This is a genomic window from Luteococcus sanguinis (assembly GCF_039527675.1).
GTDB lineage: Bacteria > Actinomycetota > Actinomycetes > Propionibacteriales > Propionibacteriaceae > Luteococcus > Luteococcus sanguinis.
On sequence record NZ_BAAAKI010000002.1, the window covers coordinates 147,055 to 165,501 of the forward strand.

18 protein-coding genes are annotated in these 18,447 nt (G+C 67.5%); 15 read left to right on the forward strand and 3 right to left on the reverse strand.

Annotated features, from left to right (window positions below; all coding sequences use genetic code 11):
• Positions 1-44: 44 nt before the first annotated feature.
• Together ABD089_RS02080 and ABD089_RS02085 are read right to left on the reverse strand one after the other, a co-directional pair.
• The gene (locus ABD089_RS02080) at positions 45-1,115 is read right to left on the reverse strand and encodes a hypothetical protein (protein WP_343884528.1); all 1,071 of its coding nucleotides are present in this window, start codon (positions 1,113-1,115) and stop codon (positions 45-47) included.
• Positions 1,116-1,269: 154 nt separating this feature from the next.
• Positions 1,270-1,749, reverse strand: coding sequence for an RNA polymerase sigma factor (locus tag ABD089_RS02085; RefSeq protein ID WP_343884529.1), 480 nt, complete (start codon positions 1,747-1,749; stop codon positions 1,270-1,272).
• A 185-nt stretch (positions 1,750-1,934) separates the two neighbouring features.
• Here ABD089_RS02085 and rplS point away from each other — a divergent pair, with 185 nt between their 5' ends.
• The 9 genes from rplS (at position 1,935) to ABD089_RS02130 (ending at position 8,719) form a co-directional block, all read left to right on the forward strand.
• Positions 1,935-2,282, forward strand: coding sequence for a 50S ribosomal protein L19 (gene rplS / locus ABD089_RS02090; protein ID WP_343884531.1), 348 nt, complete (start codon positions 1,935-1,937; stop codon positions 2,280-2,282).
• 150 nt (positions 2,283-2,432) lie between these two features.
• Positions 2,433-3,056 (forward strand): signal peptidase I, encoded by a 624-nt coding sequence (lepB, locus tag ABD089_RS02095; RefSeq protein WP_343884532.1) that lies wholly within the window; start codon positions 2,433-2,435, stop codon positions 3,054-3,056.
• A 58-nt stretch (positions 3,057-3,114) separates the two neighbouring features.
• Complete coding sequence (lepB, locus tag ABD089_RS02100) at positions 3,115-3,912, forward strand: signal peptidase I (protein WP_343884533.1); 798 nt, start codon at positions 3,115-3,117, stop codon at positions 3,910-3,912.
• Positions 3,912-4,547, forward strand: coding sequence for a ribonuclease HII (locus ABD089_RS02105; RefSeq protein ID WP_343884534.1), 636 nt, complete (start codon positions 3,912-3,914; stop codon positions 4,545-4,547). The genes lepB (ABD089_RS02100) and ABD089_RS02105 overlap by 1 nt, the downstream gene beginning before the upstream one ends.
• Positions 4,544-4,855 carry a DUF2469 domain-containing protein gene (locus ABD089_RS02110; RefSeq protein ID WP_343884535.1) on the forward strand — a complete coding sequence of 104 codons (312 nt, stop codon included), beginning with the start codon at positions 4,544-4,546 and terminating at the stop codon, positions 4,853-4,855. Before ABD089_RS02105 ends, ABD089_RS02110 begins: the two co-directional genes overlap by 4 nt.
• A 114-nt stretch (positions 4,856-4,969) precedes the next feature.
• Complete coding sequence (locus ABD089_RS02115) at positions 4,970-5,380, forward strand: YraN family protein (RefSeq protein ID WP_343884536.1); 411 nt, start codon at positions 4,970-4,972, stop codon at positions 5,378-5,380.
• Entirely contained in the window at positions 5,377-6,909 is a 1,533-nt protein-coding gene (locus tag ABD089_RS02120; protein WP_343884537.1) for a YifB family Mg chelatase-like AAA ATPase, read from the forward strand. Before ABD089_RS02115 ends, ABD089_RS02120 begins: the two co-directional genes overlap by 4 nt.
• On the forward strand, positions 6,906-8,057 hold the full coding sequence (gene dprA, locus ABD089_RS02125; protein WP_343884538.1) for a DNA-processing protein DprA: 1,152 nt from the start codon (positions 6,906-6,908) through the stop codon (positions 8,055-8,057). The genes ABD089_RS02120 and dprA overlap by 4 nt, the downstream gene beginning before the upstream one ends.
• Before the next feature lie 17 nt (positions 8,058-8,074).
• Positions 8,075-8,719, forward strand: coding sequence for a hypothetical protein (locus ABD089_RS02130; protein WP_343884539.1), 645 nt, complete (start codon positions 8,075-8,077; stop codon positions 8,717-8,719).
• A 2-nt stretch (positions 8,720-8,721) separates the two neighbouring features.
• Here ABD089_RS02130 and ABD089_RS02135 read toward each other — a convergent pair whose 3' ends face one another.
• Positions 8,722-11,115, reverse strand: a complete 2,394-nt coding sequence (locus tag ABD089_RS02135; RefSeq protein ID WP_343884540.1) for an FG-GAP-like repeat-containing protein — start codon at positions 11,113-11,115, stop codon at positions 8,722-8,724.
• Between the two features lie 287 nt (positions 11,116-11,402).
• Between ABD089_RS02135 and ABD089_RS02140 the strand changes: the two genes are divergently transcribed.
• The 6 genes from ABD089_RS02140 (at position 11,403) to ABD089_RS02165 (ending at position 18,426) form a co-directional block, all read left to right on the forward strand.
• Complete coding sequence (locus ABD089_RS02140) at positions 11,403-12,194, forward strand: sensor histidine kinase (RefSeq protein ID WP_343884541.1); 792 nt, start codon at positions 11,403-11,405, stop codon at positions 12,192-12,194.
• Positions 12,191-12,901: a response regulator transcription factor gene (locus ABD089_RS02145; protein WP_343884542.1), complete on the forward strand. Its 711-nt coding sequence runs from the start codon at positions 12,191-12,193 to the stop codon at positions 12,899-12,901. Before ABD089_RS02140 ends, ABD089_RS02145 begins: the two co-directional genes overlap by 4 nt.
• A 147-nt stretch (positions 12,902-13,048) precedes the next feature.
• Entirely contained in the window at positions 13,049-14,116 is a 1,068-nt protein-coding gene (locus ABD089_RS02150; RefSeq protein WP_343884543.1) for an ABC transporter substrate-binding protein, read from the forward strand.
• Between the two features lie 2 nt (positions 14,117-14,118).
• Entirely contained in the window at positions 14,119-15,876 is a 1,758-nt protein-coding gene (locus ABD089_RS02155; RefSeq protein ID WP_343884545.1) for an ABC transporter permease, read from the forward strand.
• Complete coding sequence (locus ABD089_RS02160; RefSeq protein ID WP_343884546.1) at positions 15,873-16,991, forward strand: ABC transporter ATP-binding protein; 1,119 nt, start codon at positions 15,873-15,875, stop codon at positions 16,989-16,991. Before ABD089_RS02155 ends, ABD089_RS02160 begins: the two co-directional genes overlap by 4 nt.
• 169 nt (positions 16,992-17,160) lie before the next feature.
• Positions 17,161-18,426: an MFS transporter gene (locus tag ABD089_RS02165; RefSeq protein WP_386769091.1), complete on the forward strand. Its 1,266-nt coding sequence runs from the start codon at positions 17,161-17,163 to the stop codon at positions 18,424-18,426.
• Positions 18,427-18,447 lie beyond the last annotated feature (21 nt).

Below are 18,447 nucleotides of genomic sequence, written 5' to 3' on the forward strand. Positions count from 1 at the left end.
CGTCCGGCCCCTCGTCTGTCTGTGTGTGGCTGTGATCTGTGTGCTCAGCCTTGGGCAAGCAGGCGGGCGATGGCCGAGGCCTGGGCGGCCATCGAGCACTGCGGCGCGTCGGTGCCGGCATCTGGGAGGCAGGTGTGGTCCTGGCCGGTGGTGAACAGCGAGAGGATCACCATCCGGTTGTCAACGGTGATGATGGTGACGTCGTTGAACTGTGCCTCATCGCCGGAGGCGGGGGCCAGGGTGACGAGGCGGTAGCTGGCATTGGTGTCGGCGTCGTCGACACCAGCGCCGGTGACTGGGAACTCGGTGGCCGGAGTCACATCCAGGGTGTAGCCCGAGGGCGGGACGATCGTCTTCGCGCAATCCTTGAAGTATTGCCGATAGGTGCCGCGCGCGGCCGCGGCCTGGGAGGTGGTCTCGAACTGGAGGATGGCCGCGTATCCCGTCCCCGCACCCGAATAGGAGCGCACCAGGGTCTGCTGCTGGCCATGTGCGAGGGTCTGCTCACAGGCAGTCAGCGGTGACTGGAGTTGGCTGACCGCTTCCGAGCCGATGGCGTCCGATCCCGTGACCGTCATGTCGCCTGGGGCGTTGAAGTAGAACAGGTCGGTTCCGGGCAGGTTGGCCGCCGAGAGTGCACCAGGGGCGACGGACGTGGCTGTGGATGCGCCGGTTGCAGGGGTGGACGCCACGGTGCTGCTCGCGGCCGGTGTCCCGGTGGGCGCTGTGCCGGAGGTCGTCGCCACCGGTGTGGTCGTCGCTGGCGTCGAAGTAACGGGCATCGACGGCTGCGAGGAGGCGGTGGCCGTCGGGATGGAGGGTGCCGTCGTCGGGGCCGGGCTGGCGGTTGCCGAGCTGCCCACGTCCACCGAGCGTCCCGTGGTGGGCGATTGGCCGTTGTCGTTGAGCTGGACGAATGCCGTGCCGCCCAGCAGGGTGAGCCCCACTGCAGCCCCGGCGATGCCCATCCGACGCTTCGTCCGGCGGTGCTCTGCGAGTTGGCGCACCGTTGCGGCGGGCAGGGGGTCGACGGCGTCGAAGGTGTCCTCGGAGAACCGGCGGAACAGTTCGTCGGTGGACGCCTCCAACTGGTCGAGGTCATCATGGTCGGTCATCGGGCACCTCCTTGCTCTTGTGGTCGGGCGGGCTGTTCGCCCAGTGCTGGCCCTTGGTCTACGCCCGGGCAGGCGGTGCGGTTGCATTGATCTGGGACTTTCCGGAACGAATTCTGGGAACTCCCTGCCGAGATCCGGCCCTGCCGCGGCGCGCTCATCGTCCCGGGTCTCCCATCACCTTGGCCAGCGCAGCCCGGCCACGGGAGAGGCGGGCCTTCACCGTCCCAGCAGGCGCACCGACCTCGGCGGCGATCTCGTCCACGGACAGGTCGCACAGGTGGTAGAGCACGATCGCCCGGCGCTGGTCCTCCGGGATCTGCTGCAGGGCCCGCTCGAGCGCGACCCTGGTGGGGTCGGGTTCGGCGGGGCTGCGGTCCTCCAGTGCGCGGTCGGGCTGGCGCATTCCCCGCGTGGCGCGACGCCACCGGCTGACGGCCAGTCGGTAGGCCACGGTTCGCACCCAGGCCTCGGGATACTGCTCCTCGTCCAGTTGTTGGCGCTTGTCCCAAGCCCGGACGAAGGCCTCCTGGGTGCAGTCCTGGGCTTCGGCGAGGTTTCCGCACATGGCCCGGATCTGCGCCACGACGCGAGGGAAGGACGCAGCGTAGAACGCGTCGAAGGCCTCCTCGCTCATCACATGGCCATTCTTGCCACAATCGGGGTCATCCGTCCGATTTCACCCCGAGGCCGGTTCCGTGGCAGAATCAACAGCTGTTGCTCTGCGCCGTCGGCTCCTGCCACAGGGGGATCGTCCGGGGACATGGAGCCATCCACACCAGACATCACGAGGTGACCTGTGGCACCGGCGAGGAAACCAGAATGCATCAGCTGATCCAGGAGCTCGACAAGGCTTCGCTGCGTACCGACATCCCCGAGTTCCGTGCGGGTGACTCCGTCAAGGTGCACGTGAAGGTCGTCGAGGGCAACCGTTCCCGTGTCCAGGTCTTTGCTGGCGTCGTCATCGCCCGCAATGCCGGTGGCATCCAGGAGGCGTTCACCGTCCGCAAGGTGAGCTTCGGCACCGGTGTGGAGCGTACCTTCCCGCTGCACTCCCCGATCATCGAGAAGATCGAGGTCGAGCGTCGCGGTGACGTCCGTCGCGCGAAGCTGTACTACCTGCGTGGCCTGCGCGGCAAGGCCGCCAAGATCAAGGAGAAGCGCGACTGATCGCGTTGCTCCCCACAGAGCACTGAATGGCCCCGGCACCCGTTGCCGGGGCCATTCGCACGTCCGGCACCGATCACGTCCGGCACCGAGCACGTCTGGCACCGATCACGCCTATCCTTGTGCCGGACGACGGTGAGAGGCGGTGTGCGGGTGAACCAGACGAATCGCTCGCGCCTGCAATTGGCACTCGCCGTGGCGGTGACCGCGCTGGTGGCGCTGGCCTTCCGGCTGTTGGTGGCCAGCCCGTACACCGTCGACACCCGGGCCATGGAACCCGTCGCCCAACCCGCAGACGTGGTGGTGGGGCTGCGTGGACACGATGTCGAGCGCGGGGACGTGGTGGTCTTCCGCACCCCCAGCGCCTGGCTGGAGGGCCGTTCCGGAGCAAGCACCACGGTCTCCCGGGTGGTCGGGGAGCCGGGGGACGAGGTTCGCTGCTGCGATGCCCAAGGACGGCTCGTGGTGAACGGCATCTCCCTGTCGAGCGTTCCGGAGCCTCAGCCCATCTCCTTCCGGGTCGTGGTCGGGCCGGGGCAACTCTTCGTCCGCGGCGACAACCCCGCCCACAGCGTCGACTCGCGCTGCTTCCTGCACACCCTGGGCCCCGGTGCCCTCGTCCCCGCCGACCAGGTGCGGGCCCGACTCACCACCACCGTCTGGCCCTTCAACCGTTTGGGCGGGCTGCCGGGAAAGCCGTCGTTCACCACGGCACCTGAAGGACAAGGTGACGTCACCGTGGCCATCGTCGAAGCGGCATCCGACGTGCCCTGCTGAGCCCCCGTAGACTGTCCGCTGCCGGGCGGGTGCCCGGGCACCGGAGGAGGCCGTACCCGTGACAGACGAGTCCACCAAGCGCATCGACGCCGACGTCCACCCCACGAGGGCGCGTACGGCCGGCCGGCGTGTCCGCTCGGTGCTGGGCGAGTTGCTCGTCGTCGTGATCGGCGCCTTGATCATCTCGTCATTGCTGCGCGCCTTTGTCGGGCAGATGTTCATCATCCCCTCCGGGTCGATGCAGAACACCTTGCAGATCGACGACCGGGTGGTGGTCTCCAAGATCAGCACCTACCACCGCGGTGACATCGTCGTCTTCGAGGACCCGGCCAACTGGCTCCAGGAGGAACCCGTCACCCCCTCCGCCGGCCGACGCGTGATGGAACTCATCGGGGTGCTCCCGTCGTCGTCCACCAGCCACCTCGTCAAGCGGGTGATCGGCCTGCCCGGTGACCACATCACCTGCTGCGACGACCAGGGGCGGATGAGCGTCAACGGCAAGGCACTCGACGAGACCGCCTACCTCTACGTCTCCCCGGAGGGTACGCAGTCGCGTCCGTCCGACTTCGACTTCGACGTGGTCGTCCCCGCGGGACGGATCTTCGTGATGGGCGACCACCGCGACATGTCCGGCGACTCGCGCTGCCACCTGCAGGACATCACCAACGACGGCCAGGTCGAGGGGATGGGGGCCTTCGTCCCGCAGAGCAAGGTGGTCGGGCCGGTCGTGGCGATCGCGGCACCCTTCGACCGCTGGACGAGGTTCAGCGTCCCTGACACCTTTGCCGACGTGCCGGACCCGAGCGCTGCTGCTCCCGAACAGCCGACCGTGAGCGTCACCAACCCCAACTGCTGATGGTTCGTGCGGGCAAGGGGATCTACGGCTACGAGCGCGCGATCGCCCGCGCCGGTCTGGGCCCGGTGGCAGGGGCCGACGAGGCCGGACGGGGTGCCTGCGCCGGCCCGCTGGTGGCTGCTGCCGTGGTGCTCGCAGACACCCCCGCGCGTCGGATCGAGGGTCTCGCGGACTCCAAGGTCTTGACCGCCAGGGCACGCGAGCGCCTCTACGACGAGATCATGGCGAAGGCCGTCTCGGTGTCCTGGGTGCGGATCGAGGCACCCGAGTGCGATGAGCTGGGCATGCACGTCGCCGACATCCAGGCCCTGCGCCGCTCGCTGCTGCGGTTGGAACCATCGCCGGCCTATGTGCTGACCGACGGCTTCCCCGTCGACGGGCTGGGCATGCCCGGGTTGGCGGTCTGGAAGGGCGACCGTGTCGCTGCCTGCGTGGCTGCCGCATCCATCATCGCGAAGGTGACCCGCGACCGGATCATGGTCGAGTTCGCCGAGCATTACCCCGACTACGCCTTCGAGGTGCACAAGGGCTACTGCACGCCCCTGCACCAGGCCCGGCTGGACGAGCACGGACCCTGCGCGATCCATCGGTACCGGTTCGACAATGTCGCCCGCGCTAGAGTGGACGCACCATGAGCGCAGAAGACCTGGAAGCCTACGAGAGCAAGCTCGAACTGGACCTGTACCGCGAGTACAAGGACGTCGTGGGCATCTTCACCTACGCGGTGGAAACCGAGCGTCGCTTCTACCTGTGCAATGCCGTCGACCTGAAGGTGCGCACCGAGGGCGGGGACGTCTACTACGAGGTCTCCATGGGTGATGCCTGGGTGTGGGACATGTACCGTCCCGCGCGGTTCGTGAAGTCAGCCAAGGTGTTGACCTTCCGCGACGTCTCCATCGAGGAGATCGCGCACTCCGACCTGCAGGTGCCCGAGGACAAGTAAGCCTCCGGTCCTCCCACGGAGTTATCCACAACCACCCGTTGATTCGTCCCGATCTGGGGACGGTGAAACGCGCGCGCCCAATTTTCCAAGAGTGGGCAGTGGAGGTGGTCCACGGTGGACGAACGACACGCGCGCCCGGCAGCACAGTTGGTGGCGCCGGACCGGCAGGAAACAGGTCGATATGGGGAGGACCTCGCGCACGGGTACCTGCACCGGCTGGGTTGGCAGGTGGTCGAGCGCAACTGGCGCTGCGCCCGCGGTGAGATTGACATCGTCGCGCTCGAGCCGCTGCCCTCGGGTGGCCGGTGCATCGTCTTCGTCGAGGTGAAGTGTCGCCGCGGCCGCGGCTATGGCGACCCGCTGGAGGCGGTGACCCGCAACAAGGTTCGCAAGCTCGTCGAGCTCTCCCAGCTGTGGCTGCGTGAACACGACCTGCACGCCGAGCAGATCCGGATCGACGCCATCGGCGTGCTTCACGAGCGGGGACGCAACCAGGTGCACCACGTCCGCGGGGTGACGCGATGAGCTCGGCGTCCGCATGGTCGGCGGTGCTGATCGGCATGCAGCCGACGCTGGTCGAGGTGGAGGCTGCCATCGGCAATGGCCTGCCCAAGACGGTGCTGGTGGGGCTCCCTGACACTGCTCTGTACCAGTCCCGTGACCGGTGCACGGCTGCGGTCGCCTCATCCGGTTGGCAGTGGCCCTCGGCGCTGGTGACGATCAACCTTTCACCGGCGGGCCTGCCCAAGGCGGGCACCCATTTCGACCTGGCGATCGCGACGGCGGTGCTGGCGGCGGCGGGAACCGTCCCGGCCGCCTCTGCGGCGCGGACGATGATGATGGGGGAGCTGGGCCTGGATGGGCGGGTGCGCCCCGTCCGGGGGGTGCTGCCGGCGCTGCTCGCGGCCCAGGAAGCGGGGTTCGACCGCGCCATCGTCCCGGCCTCGCAGGTCGGCGAGGCCGGTCTGGTGACCGGGATGACCGTCTGGGGTGTCCGCAACCTGGCCGACCTGGCCGAGGTGCTGGCCGGACGCCCCGTGCTGCTGGCGCCCGATGACATGGCGTCCGACGTGGTGGGTGAACCGGCACCGGCGCTCGACCTGGCCGACGTCGTGGGCCAGCAGGAGGCAAAGTTCGCGCTCGAGGTGGCCGCCGCCGGTCGGCACCATCTTTTCTTCCATGGTCCCCCCGGGGCGGGCAAGACCATGCTGGCCGAACGGTTGACCTCGCTGCTGCCCGATCTGGCTTCGCGGGAATCGCTGGAGGTGTCGGCGCTGTACTCGCTGGCGGGCCGCAACCTCAACGACGGGCTGGTCTCGCGTCCGCCCTTCTGCTCCCCACACCACAAGACCTCACCGGCCGCCATCGTCGGCGGTGGTTCCCGGGTTCCCAGACCAGGGCAGGTCTCGCTCGCCCATCGCGGCGTCCTGTTCTTGGATGAAGCACCCGAGTTCCCGCCGTCAGTGCTGGAGAGCCTTCGCACGCCGCTGGAGTCGGGGATGGTGGCGATCGGGCGCGCCGCCTACGAAGCGCGCTACCCGGCGCGCTTCCAGCTGGTCATGGCAGCCAATCCCTGCCCGTGCGGCAATCATGGGACCGCTGGCCTCATGTGCAGGTGTTCCCCGATGCAGGTGCGCCGGTACAGGGAGCGGATCAGTGGGCCGATCCTGGACCGGATCGACCTCACCCATCGGCTGGCTCCGACCCGCACCAGCTACCTGGAGATTGCAGGCGCTCGCGGTGAGTCGTCCGAGGTGGTGCGCGAGCGCGTGGCTTTGGCCCGGGAACGGCAGGCGCACCGGCTGCGGGGTACCTCGTGGATGACCAATGGCGAGGTGCCGGGGCACTACCTGCGCGACCAGTTGCCGCTGCCGGACGGGGTCGAGCTGTTGGACGAGGCGCTCGTGCGCGGCCGGGTGAGTTCCCGCGGGGTCGATCGGGTGATGCGGATCGCCTGGACCCTGTGTGACCTGGCTGGTCGCGACCGTCCGTCCCGGGCCGACGTGCGGGGCGCGCTTGAGCTGCGCCGGGGCGAGACGAGGGCAGCCGCTTGAATGCACGGGTTCATGAACCGACGCACTGGGACGAGGAGCGGCGGGCTCGCGCCACGCTGACCTGGCTGGCGGAGGCTGCCAACCCCCGCTTGGCGGCGCTGGTGGCCCGCCGTGGCGCCGTGGAGGTGATGGGGGACCTCGCGCAGCTTGGGGTGGAGAGCTGGACCAACCGCGCACGCAACTTCGAGATCGATGCCTTGGTCGAAACCGCACACGGTCACGGCATCAGGTTCGTGGTTCCGGGGGACGACGAATGGCCCGCTCAGCTGGATGAGCTGAACGATGTCTGCCACGAGCGTCTCGGCGGTGCACCGTTGGGGCTCTGGTTGCGTGGGCCCGGCCGACTGGACCAGTGCGCCGGCCGTGCCCTCGCGCTGGTCGGCGCGCGCAGTTGCACCAGTTATGGCGAACAGGTCGCCACCGACCTGGCGCTCGACCTGGCCGGGGGCTCGCGGTGGGGCGGGTGGACGGTGCTGTCAGGTGGGGCCTTCGGGATCGACGGCTGGGCCCACCGAGGCGCACTGGCCGCAGAAGGAAGCACGGCGGCGATTCTGGCCGGTGGCCTGGACCGGCCCTACCCGAGCGGCAACGCCTTGCTGTTCGAGCGACTCGCTGCAGAGCAGTTGCTCATCAGCGAAGTGCCGCCCGGGCTACGGCCCACGAAGGTGGGCTTCCTGGCCCGCAACCGGCTGCTCGCCGCGTTGTCCTTGGGCACCGTCGTCGTCGAGGCCGCGGCCAGGTCAGGAGCGCTCAACACGGCTCGCTGGGCAGCTCACCTCAACCGGATGGTGATGGCCGTGCCCGGTCCGGTGCACTCGGCGCTGTCGATCGGCACCCATCGGCTGGTTCGCGACCACCAGGCCGAGCTGGTGACCTGCGCCGCGGAGGTGGTGGGTCTCGTCTCCCCGCTGGCGCGACAGCCAGAACTGCCCGTCGGCGGGCACGCCGTCGCGCTTGACGCCCTGGCTCCGCACCTCATGGCCATCCGCGAGGTACTTCCTGGAGGGGGCGGGATGCCCGCGGGGGTGGTGTCAGGCCTGTCCGGGCGGCCGATGGCAGAGGTTCTGGCATCCTTGGGCGAGTTGGCGGAACTGGGTTTCGCCCGGGTCGACCAGGTGGGGGAGTGGCACCTGGCCCATCCGGGCTGAGCGAGTGGAGGGTGACCATGCGGGTCTACGCACGTCCCGGCTGGAGACTGGTCCGACAGCTGGTCGCAGACTCCTTCGTCGTGTTGTGGGTGGCAGGTTGGGCCTTCGTCGCACGCCTGTTGCACCGCGCCATCGCGGCACTGGCGGCCCCAGCCCGGGAGGCCGCCGAGACCGCTGCCCAGCTCAGCCATGCGATGGGGGATGCACAGGGACGGCTTTCCGAGCTCCCGGTCGTCGGTGGCGACGTCGCCGAGCCGCTCGGGCGGGTCGCCAGCGGCTTGGACGGGCTGGTGGGCCAGGCCGACCAGCAGGCCACCCAGATCCTGCACCTTGCCACCATCGCCTCGTGGGCCTGTTTCCTCGTGCCGGTGCTGGGGCTGCTCGCCGTCTGGCTGCCCTACCGGGTGCGCTTCATCCGGCGGGCGGCCGCGGCACGTCGCTTCGTCAACGCGGACGCCGACCTGGAACTCTTCGCGCTGCGGGCGATGGCCAACCTCCCGATGGACCAGATCGCGGCGATCAGCGACGACCCGGTCCGGGCTTGGCGGGCCGGAGACCAGCAGGTGATCCGGGCACTCGCGGCCCGGGAACTGGAACACACCGGGCTGGGCATGCCAGCGCCGGTGCGTCAGTCCTTGGGGCACAAGGGTCACAAGGGTTGAGTTCAGGCCGTCAGGCCGAGGCCCTTGGTGGAGGCCATCAGGTCGGTTCCGCGCTTCAGGCCAGAGGTGGTGTTCAGGTAGACCCGGACGGCCGTCGTCGACCCATGGGCGACCAGGTCCCAGCGTCCGTCGCCGTTGAGGTCTCCCACACCACGCACCCTCGTGAAGGCACCCCACCCCCAGCCGGCCAACACCCTTGTGCCCGCCAGACCGCCGCCAGCGCTGCCGGAGAAGCGCCACAACTTCGACGAGGAGTCCACCACCAGCACGTCCACGAAGCCGTCACCGTTCACGTCGCCCACGCTGGACAGACGGCGCATTCCGGTGAAGTCACCACCGACCACGGTGATGCGGGAGATGCGCAGGCCCTTGGCCAGTGTGTAGCGCACCAGCTGGTTCTTGGCGTTGATGCCGAGCACTTCGGGCATGGCGTCACCATCCATGTCGGGCGCGACGGCCAGTTCCCGCAGGCCATTCCAGCCGGTGCCCACCAGCTTCTTGCCCGTGAACTTGCCGCTGCCGAGCCCGCGCCACAAGTAGAGACGTCCGTGGATGTCGCGGGCCAACAGCTCACCCTTGCCATCGCCGTCCAGGTCGGGCACCTGCGAGACCCAGGAGTACTTGCCGGTGAGGCTGGTCCCCGTCCTCGCCGCACCCGACTTGCCCGTCGACCCGGTGGGGAACCAGCGCAGCGATCCGTCCGGCTGCACCGAGATCAGGTCGGCGCGCTTGTCGCCGGTCTGGTCGCCCATCACCACGCGTGCGGGAGTCGCCGTCTTCGTCGCCGTGGGGGTGGGATTCGGGGTGGGGGTCAGCGTCCGCGTGAATCTGCCACCCTGCCAGGACACGCGACCGGTGGAGAAGTTCTGGTAACCGGCGGTGCTGGAGGTGTTGACCGCCTCTGCGGTGGGATAACCAGCGCTCGGGTTGGCGTCCATCCAGGCCGCCATCGCCGTGGTCACCGCGTGGGCGCCGGTCGCGGACGAGTGGTAGATGCGTCCGTTGGCGAAGCGGGCCACCGACAGACCGGTGCTCGCGCCAGGCTCCTGGTTGCCCGTCGGCCATCCCAGCCACGAGGTGGTGCGGCCCAGCGACTCGTAGCGTGCCGCAACCGACCCGGTCAGCGCGAAGGTCGCGTTGGTGGACGACTTCTGGTAGATGTCACCGCCGGAGAAATCGGTCACCCGGCCGCCGGCGATGCCACGCTCCATCACGTGGGGGGAGCCGAAGACTCCGCCCTCACCACCCTGTGCGACCCACGCCTGGTAGATCGGCGTCTGCCAGTTGCCCATGGCGCTGGCCACGCGGGTGCGCAGGGTGGGCATGTAAGCGGTGATGTTGGTGCCGGGGCAGGCGGTCGACATCACGTCTCCGTGACGGGCGATCCGGTTGATGTACTTCCCCGCCAGGGTCAGCTTGGCCGCCGGGTCGCGGTAGTTGCCCGCGAGCTTCCAGGCCAGCACCTTGGTCACCGAGCTCATCGCAGCGTCCGTCTGTGCGGCCGTGGATGAGTTCATCATCACGCTCACGCCCACGGTGTTCGTGTTCCACGAGGTGGCGTGGGCTCCGTGGACGGGGTTGTAGACGCCGCCGTGGCGCCCTTCGAAGACCTGTCCGTACTTGTCGACGAGGAAGTTGTAGCCGATGTCGCACCAGCCCATCGTCTTCACGTGGTAGGCGTAGATGCCACGCACGATCGAGGCGGACTGGTCCTTGGTATAGCTGTTCGACCCCGCGGTGTGGTGGACGATTGCGGCGCTGATCGTCGAGTCCAGGTTGGCGGGCACGCAACTCGATCCGTTGTACGAGAGCAGGGACTCGTCGGCGCCCCACTGCGAGCGGCTGATCACGGTGGGCTTGGTGGCGTAGGTGTAGCCCGACGCGGCGCTGCCGTAGCTGGTGCCCGCGGAGCTTGGCAGGGACTCGTCCGAGGTCACCTTGTTCGTGTCCACCAGGGAGAGCCGCAGGTCGTCTGCCTGCTGGCCGGTGCTGCCGAGCACGCGTGCCTCGACCTGCGTGCTGGCACCGACATAGGTGGGGTCGGTGCCGAGTCGTCCGCGTCCGGTCTCAGAGGCGCCGACACTGATCTCGAGGGTCGTCCACTCGCTCCAACCGGTTGCCCCGAAGGTGCGGACCTGTGGGACGGCGCCGTCGGGGAGGGTCTTCCAGGTGAGGCCGACCAGGTCGAAGTTCCCGGATGTGGTGGGCAGTGAGGCGATGACGGCTTTGCCGTCAGCCGTGCCGGCGGAGGTGGCGGGAACCTCGATGGCGGTGATGGACGTCTGCGCGTCTGCGGCCTGCGCCATGGGCGGCGGGAGCGTGACCGCGAGGGCTCCGACAAGGCTGGTCAGCGCAATCGAGCTGCCGAGGTGTCGGCGGGCAGAGGATGTTGGCACAAGCACTCCTGGATAGAGGGGGATAGACGGACATCCCCCCCAGACGAACCGCCGTGAACGAGGCCATTACACAACATGGAATCGTCGACAGATCAATCCGAGGGTGGAGCATCGGGTGCCGGTGGCGTGGCCATCAACCTGGCGATGTGCCCGCCACTAGGGTTTTCGTGTCGTAGAGCACTGACGACACAGGTTTTGCATGAGGGTGCAGTTCAGCTTGAGGGATCGGCAACCGACCAGCCGCTGCGAACCACCCCCCGCGCGCGGGGACTTGGCATGATGGGCAGATGAAGTGGGTGCTGGCGTTGGCCGTGACGTCCTTGGCCGTCATGCTCGTGGCGCGTTCGCGTACGCGAGGCCAGCTTCGAGCGCTGGCGGCCGAGAACGAGTGGTGGCGCGTCCTGGCCCGACAGCGGGCTGACCAGGTGTCCATGTTGAGCCATGAGCTGCGGACCCCGCTGGCGCTGGTTCGAGGCTCAGCTGAGTTGCTCGGTGACGAGACGGTGGGCAGGCTCGACCGCGTCCAGCGGGAACTTGTCGAAACGATTGCGAGCAACACGGAACGGATGAACACGCTGGCGGAAGACCTGCTGGTGGACGCCCAGATCGATGCCGGGTTGTTCGTCATGCGAATGTCGCTCGTCGACCTGCGACGATTGGCGGTGGGCGCCGTGCGGGATGTGGCGAAGGTGGAGCAGGTGCCCATCCATCTCGAGTGTCGGGGTGCACCACCCCGAGTGCCCGCCGACCCGGCCCTGCTGCGCCAGGTGCTGGTGAACCTGCTGAACAACGCGATTCGACATGGCGGCCAGCACTGCGAGGTGTCGGTGCGGTTGCGGACGACCGAAGGCAGCGTACTGCTGTCGGTGAGTGATTCCGGCCCTGGCATGACGGACAGGACCCGACGGGCAGTCTTCGGCCGGGAACCCGGCGCCAAGAGCGAGACGGGACATGGGCTGGGCATGATCATCAGCAAACGGATCGTGGAGATGCACGGGGGGAAGATGATGCTGGACACGGTCACGGGACATGGCACCACGGTCACGGTGGCGCTCCCGGACAAGATGGTGACTTCGTGAACCAGGCCGAGCCGGGGCGGCGTCCAGTGCTGGTCGTCGATGATGAGCCGCAGATGGTTCGGCTGGTCGGGCTCGCGCTCAGGGCCCAGGGTTTCGACACCATCCAGGCCAGCTCTGCCGTGGATGCCTGGCAGGTGCTGCGCACCCATGCGGTGAGCGTGGTGGTTCTGGACGTGATGATGCCCGGGGAATCCGGGGTGGACCTGTGCCGCCGGATCCGAGAACTTAGCGACGTACCCATCGTCCTGTTGACCGCACGCGGGCTGGAATCGGAACGCGTTGGCGGCCTGGAGGCCGGAGCGGACGACTACGTGGTCAAGCCCTTCAGCCCGCGAGAGTTGGCGCTGAGGGTTGCGGCCCTGGCGAGACGAGCAGCAGGACATGAGCAGCCCATCCGGGAGGGGGCGGTTCGGGTGATCGGCCATCTGCGACTGGAGGCAGGCGCGCAGTTGGTGCAGTTGGACGACCGGCAGGTGCGTGTCAGTCCCGGGGAGTTCCGGTTGTTGTGGCGGATGGCGGAGCGTGCCGGGGAGACGGTCTCCTGGAATGAACTCCACGCCGCGCTTGGGGAATCGTCGGATGCCGTGGGTGAACGAGAGTTGGTGCGTACGGCGATCTACCGCCTGCGGGGCAAGCTCGAAGTCGACTCGGCCTCACCGGCATTGATTCTGACGCACCGCGGCCGAGGTTATCGGCTCGTGGCGTGACCGTGTACTCGAGTGCCGGACGTTCCTTCATCACACAACTGTGATCATCCGCGCCTGTTGCCGTGACCCATTGCTCCCTTGCGGTCCCTAGTGTTCACGGCAGCGGCCCACCAAAGGCCCACGATGAACCACGAACAGGGAGGCGCAATGAAGCGCGCAAGCTCGAAATTCGCACTGCCCACGCTTGCAGTGGGGCTCCTCGCCACAGCGATGGTGGGCTCCGGCTGCGCCGTCCAGGACGAGGCCAGCACTGGAGCGGGCAGCGGTAACGGCAAGTTGACGGTGGCGTGCGGTGCCATGGAAGAGGTCTGTGCCGCATGGACCAAGGCGTTCACCGCCAAGACGGGTGTCGAGACCTCCTTCGTCCGGCTCTCGTCCGGGGAATCGGTGGCCCGTCTGGCTGCGGCCAAGGCCTCGCCCGAGTTCGATGTCTGGCACGGTGGGCCGGCCGACGGCTTCGGGGCTGCGGTGGAGCAAGGGCTGATCGAGCAGTACGCCTCGCCGAATGCCGCGCCGATCCCAGCCAAGTACAAGGACGCCAATGGGTACTGGACCGGCGTCTACGTCGGAGCCCTGGGATTCTGCTCGAACCAGAAGGTTCTCGACGAACTCGGCGTCGAGGCCCCTGACAGCTGGGACGACCTGCTGGACGCGAAGCTGAAGAAGCAGGTGTCGACGGCGCATCCGTCCACCTCCGGCACGGCATTCACGACCCTGTGGACCCAGGTCACGCGTCTGGGCAGTGCGGACGCTGGCCTCGAGTACATGAAGAAGATGCACAACAATGTGCTCCAGTACACGAAGTCGGGAACGGCCCCGGGGCAGGTGGCGGGCCGCGGCGAAGTGGCCGTCGGCCTCGTGTTCAGCCATGACTGCGTGCTCTACAAGGAGCGCGGCATGAAGGACCTGGTGGTCAGCTTCCCGAAGGAGGGCACCGGCTATGAGGTCGGCGGCGTCGCCGTCATCAAGGGTGCCAAGAACCTCAGCGCGGCCAAGCAGTACGTCGACTGGTCGCTGAGCGCGCAGGCGCAGGAGATCGGTCCCACCGTCGGTTCCTACCAAGTGCACACGAACCCTGAGGCAAAGACCGACGAGAGGATGGTCAAGCTCGAAGACCTCAAGCTCGTCGACTATGACTTCGCCAAGGCCGCCGCCTCGAAGAAGGAGCTCACCACGCGCTTCGACGCCGAGATCGCCGGGCAGCCGAAGAGTTGACGATGGCCATTGCACCCCTGAGCACGACCCTGTCGGAAGAGCCCACCGCCGCGCCGGCCCGGTCGGTTCGCCGTACGCGCGGCGGTATTGAGTGGCCAACGGTGGCGGTGGTGGCTGTCATCGTGGCCATCCTGGCGCTGCTCGTGGTGTACCCGCTGACGCGCATCCTGTACACCGCTTTCGGTCCGGCCGGGGCGAAGGTGATGTCCAGCATGGTGACCTCTCCAGTGAATCGAGGCATCCTGATCAACACGCTGGGTCTGGGGGCGGCGGTCGGAGCGCTGGGTACGGTGCTGGGCTTCCTGCTCGCGTACGCCCAGGTCAGGGTCGACTTCAAGGGAAAACGCGCCCTGCACCTGATCTGCCTGCTGCCCATCGTCTCGCCACCGTTCGCGGTCGCGACCGCCATCATCACACTCCTGGGCCGGCGCGGCATCATCACCTACGGGCTGTTTGGCGCCCAGGCCGACATCTACGGCTTCACGGGCCTCACCCTGGTGCTCGTCCTGAGCTTCTTCCCCGTCGCCTACATGAACTTTCGGGGACTGCTGCAGGCTCTCGACCCGGCGCTTGACGAGGCAGCGTCCAACCTCGGCGCGAATGGCTGGCAGACCTTCCGCAAGGTGACCCTGCCCATGTTGGTTCCGGGTTTCGCCGCCTCCTTCCTGCTGTTGTTCGTCGAGGCCATCGCCGACCTCGCGAACCCGCTGGTCATCGGTGGGGACTACACCGTGCTCGCCTCGCGTGCCTTCATCGCCATCACCGGTGAGTACGACGTCGCCGCAGGCGCCGCCTATTCGGTGGTGCTCTTGCTGCCGGCGGTCCTGGTGTTCCTCGTGCAGCGCTACTGGGTCGGGCGCAAGAGCGTCGTCAGCGTGTCGGGCAAGCCGGCCGGCAAGCCACGCCAGATCACGGCGGCCGCTGGACGCGTCCCGTTGATGGTGTTCGCCATCGCAGTCGGCTTCGTCGTCGTGGCCGTCTATGCGACGGTGCTGCTCGGCGGGCTGGTCAAGATCCTGGGCGTGAGCAACGAGTTCACCCTGGACAACTATCGCTATGTGCTCAGCGGAATCGGCAACGAGTCCATCAAGGACACGACGATCCTCGCCCTGGTGGCCACCCCGATCGCCGGACTGTTGGGGATGTTGATCGCCTGGCTCGTGGTTCGCAAGCTGGGTCCGCGCGCCGCAGCCCTGCTGGACTTCCTGGGCATGTTGGGCCTGGCGGTGCCCGGGACCGTGCTGGGTATCGGCTACGCCATCGCCTTCAACACGCCCGTGATCCGCAATCACCGGATGTTCTTCCCCGCGCTGGGCGGCGGTTCGGCCATCCTCGGCGGGGCGATTGCCATCGTGATGGTCTACGTCATCCGCTCCATGCCCTCGGGGCAGCGCTCCGGCATCGCGGCGTTGCAGCAGATCGACAAGTCCATCGACGAGGCGGCCGCCTCATTGGGGGCTAACTCGATCACGACCTTCCGCAAGGTCACGCTGCCACTGATCCGCCCAGCCCTTCTCTCGGGACTCATCTACGCCTTCGCGCGGTCGATGACGACCCTGAGTCCGATCATCTTCATCACCACCCCCTCCACCCAGATCATGACCAAGCAGATCCTCTCCGAGGTGGACGCCGGGCGATTCGGCAATGCCTTCGCCTTCTGTTCGCTGTTGCTGGTCATCGTCCTGGTCGTGATGGGGCTGCTCAGCCTGGCGGTCCGTCGCGGGTCGCTGCCCAACCAGTCGAGTCGAGGCACACTGTGAGTTCCCAGAGCACCATTGGTCAGGGCAGTGGCGTTGTCACGCTGACCGACATCGTCAAGACCTTCCCCACCGCCAATGGCACCTTCACCGCTGTCGACGGCATCAACCTGCGAACCGAACCGGGGGAGTTCCTCACCCTGCTCGGCCCCTCAGGTTGTGGAAAGACGACCACCTTGCGCATGGTCGCTGGTTTCGAGAACCCCACCTCAGGTCGGATCACCCTGGACGGGCAGGACATGGTGCGTCTCACGCCCGACAGGCGTCCGATGTCGATGGTCTTCCAGTCCTACGCACTGTTTCCACACCTGAGCGTTCGGGACAACATCGCCTTCGGCCTCAAACTGCTCAAGTTGCCCGCGGCCGACATGCGCGAACAGGTCGAGTCGGTGCTGGCGTCCATGGACCTCGTGAACCTCGCCGACCGAGCGCCGAACCAACTCTCGGGTGGTCAACAGCAGCGCGTCGCCCTGGCCAGAGCCATGGTGATGCGCCCCAAGGTGTTGCTGTTCGACGAACCCCTGAGCAACCTGGACGCCAAGTTGCGAGTGCAGATGCGGGCGGAGATCCGTCGGGTGCAGAAGCGCATGGGGATCACGGCCCTCTACGTCACCCACGACCAGGACGAGGCGATGAGCCTTTCGGACCGGATCGTGGTGATGAACAGGGGACGCATCGAGCAGGTCGGCACCCCGGCTGAGATCTACCGCCATCCTGCGACCGTTTTCGTCGCGGACTTCATCGGACAGGCCAACTTCCTCGACGCGAAACTCGACGACCTGCGAGACGGCATGGCGACGGTACGGGTCCTCGACGGAGATCGACGGACCGTCCCGATGGCGGCTTCGGCCCACGACGCCACCGCTCGATCAGTGCTGGTGCGTCCAGAATCCCTGCGCATCGAGCCCGTGACGGACGCCCACTTCGGCGGCAGCATCGGACGCGTCCAGGCGGCTGTCTTCTACGGCTCGCTCGTGGAGTACGAGATCGAGACCCAGGAAGGGACCCTCGTCGTGGTCGAGACCGACCCGGATCCCGATGCCGTGCTGCCCGAAGGGCGCCTGGTCAGCGTCGATTTCGAGTCCGCCAAGGGCTGGGTCCTGCCCTCCGGTGGCTGAGCGCAGCGTTCCCCCATTCCCATCAACGAATCAGGAGAATCACAACCCCATGTCCACTTCCACTCAACCTCGCCGAGGCTGGCTGTCCGCGCCACCGTCCGCTCCCAGACTGGCCCCAGAACAACAGTCGGCGGTCTACTCGTCGTGACGCCTCAGGGTCTTCCTCGGCATCTTCATCGGCTACGCGGGCTTCTACTTGATCCGGAACAACATCCCGCTTGTCGCCACGGTCCTGATGGACGAGGGGCGGCTGGACAAGGTGGACATCGGCCTGATCGCCAATGCCGCGCTGATCGCCTACGGTTTGAGCAAGTTCTTCATGGCCACGCTGTCCGACCGGTCGAATGCGCGCTACTTCTTGCCGCTGGGTCTGGCGCTCTCTGCCTTGGTCAACCTGGCCATCGCCTTCGTCCCGGCGCTCAGTGCCAGCGTGCTGGTCTTCTCCGCAGTGATGTTCGTCAACGGATGGTTCCAGGGCATGGGCTGGCCTCCTTGTGGGCGAGTGCTGGTGCACTGGTTCAGCACCAACGAGCGGGGGTGGAAGACGGCGATCTGGAACTGCGCCCACAACGTGGGTGGCATGTCCGTGGGCGCGCTGAGCGCCTGGGGTCTGGCCATCAGCGGTGGGAAGTGGCAGGCGGCCTTCTGGCTGCCGGCGCTGTTCGCACTGGGCGTGGCAGCGATCGCCTTCTGGCTGATCCGTGACCGGCCCGAGGCCATCGGTCTGGCCCCCATCGAGGAGCATCGCAATGACCCCGCCAAGGTCGAGACCGACCTCTCCGACGAGAAGCTCACCTATTGGCAGACCGTCGTCCGCCACGTCCTGCTGCGCCCGACCATGATCTACCTCGCGCTGGCCAATGTCTTCGTCTATGCCTTGCGCTACGGGGTCCTGTCCTGGACCCCCACGTACCTCAAGGAAGTGCACAAGGTGTCGGTGACCCAGGGCATCGCCGGCTTCAGCCTCTTTGAACTCGCGGGCATCTTCGGCACCCTCGCCTGCGGACTCATCTCTGACCGGGTGTTCCGAGGCAACCGGACGAAGACCGGCGTCGCCTTCCTGATCGGCGTTGGCGTCTTCCTCCTAGCCTACTGGTTGTCGCCCGTCGGCACGCCGTACTGGCTCCTCATGGTCTACCTCTTCTTCATCGGTGCCTTCATCTACGGCCCGGTCATGCTGATCGGGCTGCAGGCGCTCGACATGTCGGCCCGGCATGTTGCGGGTACCGCAGCCGGCTTCACCGGCCTGTTCGGTTACGTCATCGGCGCCACCATGGCGTCGACGGGAGTCGGCTGGGTGGTCCACCACTTCGGCTGGGGCACCACATTCGCCGTGCTGACGGCCTGTGTGGTCGCCGCGATTGTGCTCATCGCACTGGTGGGTCCCGAAGAGAAGCGCTTGATGGCGGCACACGCCGCTGCGTCAGAGCGCTGACAGCACCCAAAGGCCCCCGCT